We start from the raw sequence: 12,025 nt of genomic DNA, 5'->3' as shown, positions 1-12,025 counted from the left end.
CCGCGGTGAGCGGTGGCGCCGCCTTGTTCCTGCTGGACTCATTTCGCCCATAGAGCCAGCGCCTACCGGTCCGGTCGTTGATTCCGACGATCCGGCAGGCTTCGGTGTTGGTGTAGCCCTGCTGCATGAGCCGGGAGTATGCCTCCCGCTCCCGGCTCAGCTTCACAGGCCCCTGAGCCGTCCGGTCCTCGCGGATCTCGAAGTCCAAAGCATCCCCTGAACTGGGGTGTTGCAACGACTCCTAGAACCCAAGCGAGCAGTGGGAGGCCGGGCCCTCGTGCGTCCGGGGGTCAGCGCTGGACGGTGGGCCGGAGCGCGACGGTCGCGCCGGAGTGGCCGTCCGAGTCGCCGCCGACCTGGATCTCCACCGGACCGGCGCCGCCGGTCCGCTTCAGGCCGACCCGGAACGTGTACTCGACCGGGTCGCCCTGCATGACGCCGACCAGCTGGGCCGGCGCCACCCCGAGACGCCCGTTGCAGTCGGCGGTCACCTCGAAGGACTTCCACTCGTTGCCGACCTTCGCCTCCATCGTGACGTCCGAGCCGGTCAGGCCCGCGCCGGAGGGCAGGGACAGCCGCACCACCGGGCGCAGCAGGGCCGGCCCGTCCGGCGACGAGACCTTGAAGGAGAACTCGGTCGGGGCCTTGCCGACGACCAGCGCGGTGGGGTCGGACACCGAGTTCACCACCGGGCGGTGCTGGTCGACGACCGACGTGGTCACCACGCTCTTCGTCATGACCTTGAGGGAGGCCGGCAGCACCGCGTCCGCCTCGACCGCCAGGCGGCCCGGCTGGTTGCCCGCGTCGAGGAGCATCCGGTACTCGACGGTCCGGCTCTCGCCCGCGGCCAGGGTGAAGGCCGCGTCGTCGCCCGTGCCCGCGTAGTCCATCCCGCCGCCCTGGCTCAGCGAGGGCATGGCCTTCCAGCCCGAGGCGTCCTTGCGCTCCAGCGTGCCCTGCGCCATCGCGAGGGCCTGCTGGCAGGGCGCGCCCTCGTACTGCTGGGTCGCCACCACCGGGGCCACGCTGCGGGTACCGGTGGCGTCGTTGTTCTTCCAGGTCACCGAGAAGGAGACCTGGTCGCCCACCTGGATCTGCCGGCCCTCGTTGAGGCCGTCGAAGGTGATCGCGATGCCGCCGCCCTCGGTGACGGGCTTCGCGTCCGCCTTGGTGGCAGGCTTGGCGGGGGCGGGCTTGGCAGGAGCGAGCTTGGCGGGGGCCTTCGGGGTGGTCTTTGCCTGGGGCGCGACGGCCTCGGTCGTGGCGGCCTCGGCGGCAGGGGTCCCGGTGGCCGGGGTCGCGGCGGCCGGGGTCGCGGCGGCGGCAGTCGGCTCGGCCGGGGCGGCGATGGCCGGGACGGCGCCCGCACCAGGCGTGGCCACGGAGGTCGTCGCGGGGACGGAGACGGGAGCGGAGGCGGCGACGGACGACCCGCCGTCGGTCGGACCGCAGGCCGTGACACCGACGGCGGCGACGATGGCCAGCGGGACGATCTTCGCAATACGGGCGATAACGGACGCGCTCATGTGACAGTCCCCCAAGGAACATGGTGATGGTGGTGATCGAATGAACGGGCGCCCTGTCGCGCCCCGAGGAGCCAGCGGCCCGAGCCCCGGCCCCGCCGGCTCGCTCTCCCCGCCTCTCACCCTGATAGACGTCCATCCCGGCGGGGGGTTGCAGGTGGATCCGAAAGTTTTTCCGCGACCTCGCCCCGGAACGCCGAAAGGCGCCGTGACCAGGGAGATCCCTGTTCACGGCGCCTCTGCGACGGCCGGTGGCCGGCTACTTCACGACCGTCACCTGGACGGTCGTCCCACCGAGCTGGGTCAACGGGCTGGTGCCGTCGTACGGCAGCGTCGCCTTCGCCCGCAGCGGCATCGACCCGGGTCCGTCGGCGGGGGTGAGGGTCATCCGGTACGTGACCGTCCGGCTCGCGCCCTGCGCCAGGGGGAAGGCGGCCTCCTTGCCGCTCATCGCGTAGTCCATGCCACCGCCCGGCGACAGGATCGCCTGGACCCAGCTGCCGTTGTCCTGACGTTCCAGCTTGCCGGCGTTCATCGGGATCAGGCCGTCCGGTGTTCCCGGGTAGTCTTCGGTGAAGACCGACGGCTGGACCGCCGGGTAGTCGGTCCGGCCGGTGTTGCGGTACGTCACCGTGAACGTCACCGGCGTGCCGTTCGTGGACACCGGCTGCCCGGCGCCGAGCCCGTTCACCGTGACGGCGATGTCGCTGTCGCTCGCCGGAGTCCCCGACGGCGTCGCCCCCGCCACCTTGTGGCCGCTGACGTCCAGGCTGTTGACGATCGACTGCAGGCCGGCCTGGTAGTCGGCCTTGAGGCCGGCTGCCGAGACGAACACATAGTCCTTGGGCAGCGCCCACATCTGTGCCGTGAAGGGTGACTTGCCACAGGTCACCTGCCACTGCGACTTGCGCGCGGGGCGGCCGGAGACGGTGGGGGTGCTCTTCGTCGGACCGACGGAGGCAACCTCGCCCGCGGCGGCATTGTGGGGGTTTCCCCAGACCGGGCAGTAGGGCTGGCTGCTCCAGCCGGCGTTGTCGTCGAGGAAGCTGACCGACGGCCAGAGCGTCGGCTCCGCGTCGTAGACCGCGAGGTCCACCCCGTACGGCTCGCAGATCTGAGCGTCGGCGTCCTGAGGCGCATCCGGGCTCAGGATGCAGAGGTGGGAGGTGTTCGGGACGGTAACGGCCCGCCAGCCTGCCGGGATCTTCAGCTTCACGCCGCGGAACGTGTACGACGTCGACGGGCCGGTCGGCACGTTGGCGGTGGCCGACGCGCTGGAGGACGGAGTGCTGTCGGCGAGGGGGACGTCGGTCTCGGGCTCGTTCGTCGGGGTGGCGGAGCCGGTGTCGGTGGGGGTGGCCGACGCGGTCGGGGTGACGGCCGGCTCGGGCGTCGGGCTGGGCGAGATCGACACGGTGGCTGCCGGGGGCGGGACCTCGTGGTTGGCCACCGGGGAGCCGTGCAGGGTGACCACGCCGATCGCGGCGGCGGCGGCCAGGCCGAGCAGCGGCACGGTGACGGCGTACACCGGGCGCAGTCGGCGGATCCGGCTCTTCGGGGGCGCGGCCGGGCGCAGGTCGTGGGCGGTGATCAGGGAGGTGCGGGCGGTCATCGCTTCGCGCAGCAGCCGTTCCGTCGCTGTCTCGGCCGGCCCGTCACCGTCTCCGCTCTTCCCGCGGGGGTCCTTGTCGGTCATCGAACCTTCTCCAGGTGCTTTTCCAAGGCGTCCAGGGCCCGGCTTGCGGTGGACTTCACGGCACCCCGGGACAGTCCCAGGGTCTCGGCTATCTGCGCCTCCGACAGGTCGGACCAGTAGCGCAGCACCAGCACCTCACGCTGGCGGGTGGTCAACTCCTGCATCGCGACCAGCACCCGCCGGTGCTCGTCGTTGAGCACGGCGTGGTCCTCGGCGGACGGTGCGTCGGCCTCGTGCGGCGGCACGTACTCGCGGGCGGTCTTGCGGCGGCGCAGCATCGAGCGGGCGCCGTTGACCACCGAGGTCCGCAGGTAGCCGAGCGCGTTGTCGAGGTCGTCCAGCTCCTCTCCGTGGCGCTGGTAGAGCTGGGTGAAGGCCTCCTGCACGACGTCCTCGGCCAGGTCCTGGTGGTCGACCAGGAGCACGGCCATCCGCACCAGGCCCAGCCGGTGGGCGTGGTACAGGTCGGTCAGGGTGGGCCGGTCCTCCGCCGGCTTGCGGCCGCCCCGCAGCAGCCGGAAGCCGGAGCGGCGCTGCGCCGCCTGCTGGTCGGTGGTGAGCTCGGAGGCCGGCTCGCCGGCCTCCTGCGCGCCGAACAGCGCGACGACCACTCCACGCACGGAGAAGCCGCGCCCCCACCTCGGCGCGACGATCGGCCCGATGGCCATGGACATGTGCGGTTCTGCTTTCCCCCAGGACGGTGTCGGTGTTCGCCGGACCGTCAGGTCACCTGATCAAGATCGTGATCGGGGAGATGCTCCCAGCCGCCCTCGGCCCGGTTTCCTCCGCCCCCGTACTGATGGACGTGTGGCGGGGGTAGAGGTTGCAGGGGGATTCGAAGGAAGTTCCGAACTGGCCGGGACGGCTACACTCACCGGGATTCCGCCACCCGTGAGCAGGGGGTTCGCATGGCCGAGCAGTCCGTGATGGCCGGGCAGGACGTCGAGGGCAGCCCGGTCGGTGCCGGTGCCGACGCCGCCGGACCGGGATCACGGCCGGTGGCCGTCGTCATCGGGCGGCGCCCGGAGCCCGTGCACGATGTCGCGGTGTACGCCTTCGAGGGCATGGCGCCGTTCGAACTCGGGGTGGTGGTCGAGGTGTTCGGACTGGCCCGGCCCGAGCTCGGCGGACTGCTGGCCACCCCCTGGTACGGGCTGAAGGTGTGCGCCGACCGGCCCGGCACGGAGCTGGACGCGGTGGGCGGCTTCGCGCTGACCGCCCGGCACGGACTGGACGACCTGGCGGCGGCCGACACCGTGGTCGTCCCCGGGGTGCGCAACGCCTTCAGCGGCGAAGTCTCCCCCGGGCTGGTCGAGGCGCTGCGGACGGCGCACGAGCGCGGCGCCCGGATCGTGTCGATCTGCTCGGGCGCCTTCGCGCTGGCCGCCGCCGGACTGCTGGACGGCAGGGAGGCGACCACCCACTGGCGCTACGCCGAACTGCTCCAGCGGCGCCACCCGGCGGTGCGGGTCAACCCGGACGTGCTGTACGTCGACAACGGCGACGTGCTCACCAGCGCGGGCAGCGCGGCCGGGATCGACCTGTGCCTGCACCTGGTCCGCCGGGACCACGGCGCCAGGGTGGCCAACAGCGTGGCCCGCCGCTTCGTGGTGGCACCGCACCGGGACGGCGGGCAGGCGCAGTTCATCGAGGCGGCGGTGCGCCCGGTCGCGGAGGAGGACGACAGGATCGCCCTCAGCATGCGGTGGGCGCTGGACCACCTCTCCGCACCGCTGACCGTCACGGTGCTGGCCCGCGCCGCCCGGATGTCGGACCGGTCGTACCTGCGGCACTTCACGGCCCGCAACGGCACCAGCCCGATGCGCTGGGTCGTCACCCAGCGCATCGCGGCCAGCCTGCCGCTGCTGGAGTCCCCGGAGGGGTCGGTCGAGGAGATCGCCGTGGCGGTCGGCTTCGAGAGCTCAGCGACCTTCCGCCACCACTTCGGCAGGGTGATGCGCACCTCCCCGACCGCCTACCGGCGCTCCTTCGGGCGCGGGGTGGCGTGACCGGCGGCTACTTCGCCTCGTGCCGGTCGGCGTTGGCGAGGATGGCGTCGTGCAGCCACTGCGCCAGGCCCGGGGCGATCTCCTCGTAGGTGGTGGTCCAGCGCCGGTCCGAGACGTACAGCCCGGCCAGGCCGCGGTGGATGGTGAAGGTGCAGTCGTAGAAGTTCTGGCAGATGTGCTGCCGGTGCGCCTCGGCGAGGTCCATCGCGGCGGTGCCTCCGGCGGGCTCGCCGGCGGTGAGCGCCGCGGCCAGGCGGGTGTTGAGCTCGGTCATCTCGGCCTGGATGCGCTGCCAGTCGGCCTTGCCGTAGCCGCCGGTGCGGCGCTGGGACTCCGCCCAGGCCTCGGTGTCGCCCCAGCGCTGCTCGGCCTCCTGCTCCCACTCCTCGCGGTAGCCCTCGCCGAAGATCTCGAACTTCTCTTCCGGGGTCAGCTGAATGCCCATCCTGCGTGCCTCCATGGCGTGTTCGACGGCTGTGGCGAGTTCCTGGAGGTGCCTGATCCGGTCGGTCAGCAGTCGGTGCTGCCGCCGGAGGTGCTCGCTCGGGCTGACCGAGTCGTCGTCCAGGATCGCCGCGATCTCCTCCAGGGGGAATCCGAGCTCGCGGTAGAACAGGATCTGCTGCAGCCGGTCGAGGTCGGCGTCCACGTACCGGCGGTACCCGGCCCGGGTACGGCCGGCCGGGGACAGCAGGCCGATCTCGTCGTAGTGGTGCAGGGTGCGGACGGTCACCCTGGCGATCTTCGCCACGGCGCCGACCGAGTGGCCCTCACTGGTCATCGGGGTTCCTCCCTGGTGCTGACCACCACCCTCCGCTCTCACGTCGCGTGAGGGTCAAGCCCTCACCCGCGGAGGTCGTCAGGCCCCGGCCGCGACCAGGTCCCGCTCGCGCCGTCGGCGGCGCCCGTCGCCCCCGGCCGGGGGCCGCGGCCGGCGGGTCCGCTGGGTGGGCCACAAGAGCACATAGGCGGCCGAGACCACCACGAAGGCCAGCCGGACGAAGCCGCGGGCCGAGTCGGACGGGAGGAGCAGCGTGCCGCCGTACAGCGCGACCAGCGCGATCCAGCTCCACCACGGGACCAGCCGCTTCTGCCCGACCGCGTCCCAGAGCAGGGTGCCGAGCAGGATCGAGGCGGTGTAGTACGTGTAGACGCTCGGGTCGAGCAGGATCCGGGCGTCCGCGCCGAGCAGCACCACGGCGGGCCAGCGGCCGCGCCAGACGGCGATGCAGCCGAGGCCGATGCCGAGCGCGAACTGGGTCGGGCGGTCCCACCAGGGGGTGGACGGGTCGGTCACCCCGAACCAGCGCAGCGCGGAGGCGGGCTGGTTGGGGATGGTGAACTTGGCGGCCGCCATGGTGTCCAGGTTGCCCAGGTAGAACGGCAGCCAGGCGATCGCCACCAGGGCGCAGAACCAGAGCGCGGCGCGCAGCCAGGCGGGCCGGGGCAGGGCCAGGAGCAGCGGGGCGAAGGCGATCGCCCAGGGTTTGGAGTCCACCGCCAGCGCCAGGAAGACCGCGACCTGGGTGGGTTTGCCGCGGGCCAGGGCGTGGGCGGCGAGGGTGGTGAAGAACAGCGCCAGGACGTCGTCCAGGTGCGCGAAGCGGACCGAGACCTCGACCCACATCGGGATGAACGCCAGCCCGGCTATGAGCAGCCGCTGCTGGAGCCGGCGGTGGTTGGTGCCGGTACCGAGGTAGTACAGGGCGGCGGTGCGGCCGATCAGGACCAGCATCACCAGACCGAGCCCGGCGCTCACCGCCTCGGCCAGCAGTTCGCCGACGTGCGGCGGGAACGGCGCGGTGAGCCGGGCGGCGGCCAGGCTGACCGGGCCGATCTGCAGCTCGGGGTGGTGGGCGTAGAGCGAGAGGCCGCCGTCCGCCTGGCCGCTGAAGAGCAGCTGCTCACCCTGGCGCAGGTAGTGCCAGGAGAAACCGCCGCTGGGCTCGACCAGGAAGAACCAGAGCACCGTCCAGGCGGTCAGCAGGACGTGGTGCCGACGCAGCGGCAGGCCCGCTATCCGCCCGGTCGTGGCTTCGTAGTCGGTGGTGGCTCGTGCCGTGCGTACTCCCACCCGTACCTCTCCCCGCCGGTTCCGCCCCCCTCCGGCCGGACATCCTATGTGACCGAGAAGTACCGCCCGTGCCACCCGGATGTCCGTGCGAGCGGACGTCCGGGCGGCGCGGGGGTACTCGGGGAACGACCCCCGAGGGTCAGCCCTGCTGGCCCGACTTGCGGCGACGCAGCACCACGAGGGTGCCGACACCGGCGACCAGCACGGCACCGCCGGCGGCCGCGATCGCGGTGGTGTGATCCCCGCCACCGGTCGTGGCGAGGGACTTGTCCGCGTTGTTCGCGGTGGTCTTGGCCTTGGTGATGGCGGCCGGGGTGATCTTCGGCGGGGTGACGTTCGGGTTCTGCACCGGGAAGTCGATCGGCTGCTGGGTGTCGGTGCTGCCGGACGGCGCCGGGGTGACCGGCGCACCGGAGTCGGACGGCGCCGGCGACTGCGACTGCGACTGCGACTGCGACTGCGACTGCGAGGCCGACGGCGAGGCGGTGCCCGTCGCCGGGGTGGTCGGCTCGGTGGTCGGCTCGGTGGTGGGCGCCGCGGTGGTGGGCACGGTCGTCGGCGCCGTGGTCGGCGCGGTGGTGGTCGGCGCGGCGGTCGGCTCGGTGGTGGGCGCGGTCGGCGACGCGCTGGTGGTCGGCGAGTGGGTGGCCGTGGGCGAGCCGCTCGCGGTGGGGCTCGGCTTGCCGGTCCTGGTCGGGGTGGGGGTCGGGCTGGGCTTGCCGCCGCCACCGGCCTTGATGGTGAAACCGGCGCCCCTGATCCCCTCGCAGCTGAAGTGGCCGTGGTCGTTCTCGTCGTCGGCGTCGGCCGAGAAGACCACCGGCACGACACCGGCCTTGCCCAGCGGGGCGTTCTTGGTGAAGGAGGCGCGGACCTTGATGTCGATGTGCTTGCCCTGGGCGACGTAGAGCAGCGAGTCGTCGGACGCGTCGCCGTCCGTGACGGCGCCGAGGAACATCAGCACGCCGTCGTCGTCGCCGTCACCGCCACCGGGCGCGACGACGGCGGTCTTCCAGGTGCCGCCGCCGATCAGGCCGGCCGGCAGCTGGTATTCGAGCTTGAGGTCCTTCGCCTTGAGCGAGCCCGCCTTGTTCTTGAACTTGAGCAGCGGGAGGGCGACGAAGTCGCGCTTGGTCGAGTTGTCGATCCGGAAGGTGAACTCGCGCGAGTCACCGCCGGCGATGAAGGTGTCCGGAACGCCCCGGACCGAAAGGTCGAGGTTGTGGCGTGCCGCCTTCTCCGCCGGTGCGGCGGCGGCGGACGGGGTGCCGGTGGTACCGACGGCCATGGCGCCCTGGGCGCCGGCCAGCACGAGCGAGGACGCGAGTGCGGCGGCGCCGGCCAAGGCGAGACTGCGACGTATGGACAAGGAGACCTCACGGAAGTGTCCGGGCGAGGCCCGGGCGCGAGGGGGCGGTCACAGACGCCGCGTACCCCCCGCGAAGCTGAAAGTCCGACGGAGATTACCGAACGATCCAGCCACTCCGGAAGGCGGGTGCCATGCTGCGGGCCACTCGTGGAACGACGGTGCCCGAATCACCCAACTCCGTCCTTCGGTAAGGCTTTTGCTCTTTGCCAAAAGATGACCGGGGGGTGACGGAAGCACGTCCGTGGGACCGTGGCGCACGGTGCCCTTTTGGCGTGAAACCGTCACCCCCCGGCCGGGTGGAGTTCAGCCCGCGAAGAAGGACTTGGCCGCGACCAGCGCCCGCTCGTCGTGCAGCACGTCCCCCGGGCGGCTGCCGTTGCCGAGCAGCAGGCCGCCCCAGCGCATCCCCATGTACTCGGCGGTCAGCCGGAGCGTGCCGGCCAGCGGATCGGCGGCCCCGTCCCGGCCGGCCAGGACGGTGACGCCCCACAGGGTGGCGCCGGCCGTCCGGGCCCGGAAGTCCAGCCCGGGCACCCGGAGCCAGCCCACCCAGTGGTCCAGGTAGAGCTTGGCGGGGGTCGGCAGCGTGTACCAGTACAGCGGGGCGACGAAGACGAGGTCGGTGGCGGCGAGGGTGGCCTCCAGCAGGGTCCGTTCGTGGCCCTCCGGCTCGGGGTAGCTGCCGCCGCCGGCGTGCCGGAGGTCCTGGAAGGGCGGCAGCGGATGGTCGGCGAGGCGCAGCCAGCGCTGCTCCGCGCCGACCGGCAGGCTCGACTCCGCGGCCAGCCTGGCGAGTTGCACGGTGTTGCCGTCGGGGCGCGCGCCGGCGTCGAGGAACAGGAAACGGCGCGGCGCCTCGGTGTGGAACGACTGATCGGACATCGGTACTCCCCCATCCGGGTACTGCGGACGCAGGTTCGAGCACATACCGCGCGCCGGATATTCCGCGCCCGTGTCCGGTATGTGAGGCCGTGTCAGTTCGCCAGCCCGGCCCGGCGGCGGGCGGCCTCGGCGACGGCGGCCCAGTCCTTGTCCCCGTCGCCGTGGGCCAGCGCGTCCAGGAAGGCGTCCCGCAGGATGCCGCCGAACGGCAGCGGGACGTTGCGCTCGGCACCGGCCTCCAGGGCGAGGCCGACGTCCTTGAGGCCGAGCGGCAGCCGGAACCCGGCCGGCTCGTAACGGCGTTCGGCGATCATCCCGCCGTAGCCGGAGTGGATCGGCCCGGGGAAGAGCGTGCCGGCGAGCATCTCGACCAGGTCGGTGGGCCGTACGCCGTGGGCCTCGGCCAGGCTGCACGCCTCGGCCAGCGACTCGATCGCGCAGGCGATCAGGTAGTTGGCACTGATCTTGGCGGTGTTGGCCTGCCGGGGGCTGTCGCCGAACCGCCAGGTCCGCTCGCCCATCGCCGCGAACAGCGGCTCGGCCCGCTCCAGCAGTTCCGGTGCGCCCGCGGCCAGGATGTTGAGCCGCCCCGCCGCCGCGACCGGGGGCCGGCCGAGGACGGGCGCGGCGACGTAGCCGATGCCGTGCTCGGCGTACAGCGCCTCGGCGCGTTCGGCGAGGGCCAGCGAGACGGTGGCCATGTTGACGTGCAGGGTCGCCTTCGCGCCCGCCAGCAGACCGGGGTCCAGCAGCAGCCGCTCGACCGCCTCGTCGTTGGCGAGCATGGAGACCACCGTGTCGGCGGCGAACACCTCGGCGAGCGTGCCGGCCGCCTCCGCACCCTCGGCCACCAGGGCGGCCACCGGCTCGGGCGAGCGGTTCCAGACCCGGACGGCGTGACCGGCCCGCAGCAGGCTGCCGGCCATGCCCCGGCCCATCGAGCCCAGCCCCACGAAGCCGATCGTCGCCCCGCTGCCAGTCGTCGCCCCGGCCATCTGCACTCTCCCGTCGCCGTAACCGCCCGTCCGTTTCCGGCTGACTGTACGTCAGGGGCGGCTCGACACCCGGTTGGCCGGGCCCGCCGCGGGCTACGCGACGCGGGCCGGCCGCTGGGGACGGCCCGTGGGGGCGCCGCGCTCCAGCTCGGTGACCACCCGGTGGCGCAGCAGCTCGTACTGGGCGTGCAGCCGGCCGGGCCGGGGGTGGCGGGCGACCGCGCGGCCGGGGCCGACCAGCTCGTTCGGCCCGAACTGCTCACGGGTGAGGTCGATCTCGAAGCCGGTGCCGAAGCGGTTCCACCAGTGGAGGTCCGTCCGGACCCCGTCGACGTACACCTCGCCCATCATCAGCTCGCCACCGAGCAGGTCGTGCACCACGAGGGCCGTCACCCCGCACTGGCCGCGGGCGGGATTGTCGGGACGCCAGTGGGCCAGGTCCTCGGGCGCACAGGTGTCGACGCCCCAGGAGGAGCGGATCGCACGTTCGATGTCGTTGAGGGTCCACGCCGTCATACCGGGAAGCCTGCCACGCGGCACTGACAACGACACCGGCTTTTCAAAGGGTCACCGCCTGTTCTGCGACGACCCTCCCCGTGTTCACCCGAACGAGGAGGCGGCGGCACCCCGTCCGGAAGTACGTCCGGCCGGTCGGCCGCCGTGCCGGCGGGCCGACCGGCCGGAGCGGGTCACTTCGACAGCGCGGCGACGCCGGCCTGCGCGAACTGCTCGTCCAGGTCGCCGCTGGGCGCACCCGCGACGCCGATCGCCGCGACCGGGGCGCCCTTGGACTGCACCGGGGCGGCGCCGGCCAGGAACAGCGTGCCCGGGATGTCCTTCAGGTTCGGGGCCTGGGCCAGCCGCTTGGCCAGCTCCGAGGTCGGGGCGTTCCAGGAGACCGCGGTGAAGGCCTTGCGCTCGGCCGACTCCGGGGCCTGCGGGCCGGCGCCGTCGCCCTTGAGCAGGACCCGGGTGACGCCGTCCCGGTCGACCACGGCGACCGAGACGTGCTGGCCGGCCTTGGTCGCCGCGTCCAGGGCGGCCTGGGCGGCGCGGGTGGCGGCGTCGATGGTCAGGCCGGTGGTCTCGGTGAGGTTCCTGTTCTGCGTGTCGCTCTTCGCGGCGGCCTGGACGGCCGGGGTGTCGGTGGTCTCGGCGCTGGCCGAGACGGCGCCCACGCCGGCGGCGGCGAGAGCGGCGGCGGCGACGGTGCCGGTCAGCACCCGGGTGCGCACGGAGGTCTTCTTCATGGTCCGGCTCCTCAGCAGATCTGCGGGGTCAGCGGGGTGTGGGGGCCGCCACGGCGGATCGGGCCGCGCGGCGGGTACGGGGGCCGGGCGGTGGGGGGACCGCCCGGCTCTGTTCCGATCCTCCGGCCGGGCACCGGTCCGCGGCATCGACGGTCCGGCGCGACCGTCCGGGCATGATGGTGGACGGCGCCGTCAACCGATCGGCTGATGCGGGACCCGGCCGGACG

General features: G+C 73.0%; 11 protein-coding genes and 1 pseudogene. 1 reads left to right on the top strand and 11 read right to left on the bottom strand.

The window, feature by feature from the left end:
* The 4 genes and pseudogenes from RZ50_RS08815 to RZ50_RS08800 form a co-directional block, all read right to left on the bottom strand.
* Positions 1–208, bottom strand: a pseudogene (locus RZ50_RS08815) (IS30 family transposase); the annotation flags it as partial.
* Positions 209–290: 82 nt separating this feature from the next.
* Entirely contained in the window at positions 291–1,526 is a 1,236-nt protein-coding gene (locus RZ50_RS08810; RefSeq protein ID WP_196951767.1) for a hypothetical protein, read from the bottom strand.
* Between the two features lie 256 nt (positions 1,527–1,782).
* Entirely contained in the window at positions 1,783–3,219 is a 1,437-nt protein-coding gene (locus RZ50_RS08805) for a hypothetical protein (protein ID WP_196951766.1), read from the bottom strand.
* On the bottom strand, positions 3,216–3,893 hold the full coding sequence (locus RZ50_RS08800) for an RNA polymerase sigma factor (protein WP_254802037.1): 678 nt from the start codon (positions 3,891–3,893) through the stop codon (positions 3,216–3,218). Before RZ50_RS08800 ends, RZ50_RS08805 begins: the two co-directional genes overlap by 4 nt.
* Before the next feature lie 234 nt (positions 3,894–4,127).
* Here RZ50_RS08800 and RZ50_RS08795 point away from each other — a divergent pair, with 234 nt between their 5' ends.
* Positions 4,128–5,228, top strand: a complete 1,101-nt coding sequence (locus RZ50_RS08795) for a helix-turn-helix domain-containing protein (RefSeq protein WP_254802036.1) — start codon at positions 4,128–4,130, stop codon at positions 5,226–5,228.
* A gap of 7 nt (positions 5,229–5,235) precedes the next feature.
* Here the strand turns inward: RZ50_RS08795 and RZ50_RS08790 are convergent, their stop codons facing one another.
* From RZ50_RS08790 to RZ50_RS08760, 7 genes are all read right to left on the bottom strand, one after another.
* Positions 5,236–6,009, bottom strand: coding sequence for a MerR family transcriptional regulator (locus RZ50_RS08790; protein WP_196951765.1), 774 nt, complete (start codon positions 6,007–6,009; stop codon positions 5,236–5,238).
* Between the two features lie 78 nt (positions 6,010–6,087).
* On the bottom strand, positions 6,088–7,302 hold the full coding sequence (locus RZ50_RS08785; RefSeq protein ID WP_374199888.1) for a hypothetical protein: 1,215 nt from the start codon (positions 7,300–7,302) through the stop codon (positions 6,088–6,090).
* A 139-nt stretch (positions 7,303–7,441) separates the two neighbouring features.
* The gene (locus tag RZ50_RS08780; RefSeq protein ID WP_196951764.1) at positions 7,442–8,671 is read right to left on the bottom strand and encodes an LPXTG cell wall anchor domain-containing protein; all 1,230 of its coding nucleotides are present in this window, start codon (positions 8,669–8,671) and stop codon (positions 7,442–7,444) included.
* A gap of 303 nt (positions 8,672–8,974) precedes the next feature.
* Positions 8,975–9,553, bottom strand: a complete 579-nt coding sequence (locus tag RZ50_RS08775; RefSeq protein ID WP_196951763.1) for a flavodoxin family protein — start codon at positions 9,551–9,553, stop codon at positions 8,975–8,977.
* 92 nt (positions 9,554–9,645) lie between these two features.
* Complete coding sequence (locus RZ50_RS08770) at positions 9,646–10,548, bottom strand: NAD(P)-dependent oxidoreductase (protein ID WP_196951762.1); 903 nt, start codon at positions 10,546–10,548, stop codon at positions 9,646–9,648.
* Between the two features lie 93 nt (positions 10,549–10,641).
* A complete protein-coding gene (locus RZ50_RS08765) occupies positions 10,642–11,064 on the bottom strand; it encodes a hypothetical protein (protein WP_196951761.1) in 423 nt (140 codons plus the stop codon).
* A 173-nt stretch (positions 11,065–11,237) separates the two neighbouring features.
* Positions 11,238–11,798 carry a heme-binding protein gene (locus RZ50_RS08760; protein ID WP_196951760.1) on the bottom strand — a complete coding sequence of 187 codons (561 nt, stop codon included), beginning with the start codon at positions 11,796–11,798 and terminating at the stop codon, positions 11,238–11,240.
* Between the last annotated feature and the right edge of the window lie 227 nt (positions 11,799–12,025).

Source organism: Kitasatospora sp. SUK 42 (assembly GCF_015776785.2).
Taxonomy (GTDB): domain Bacteria; phylum Actinomycetota; class Actinomycetes; order Streptomycetales; family Streptomycetaceae; genus Kitasatospora.
Note: the sequence above shows the minus strand (reverse complement) of the source record. Positions and strands in the feature narration are given on the sequence as shown.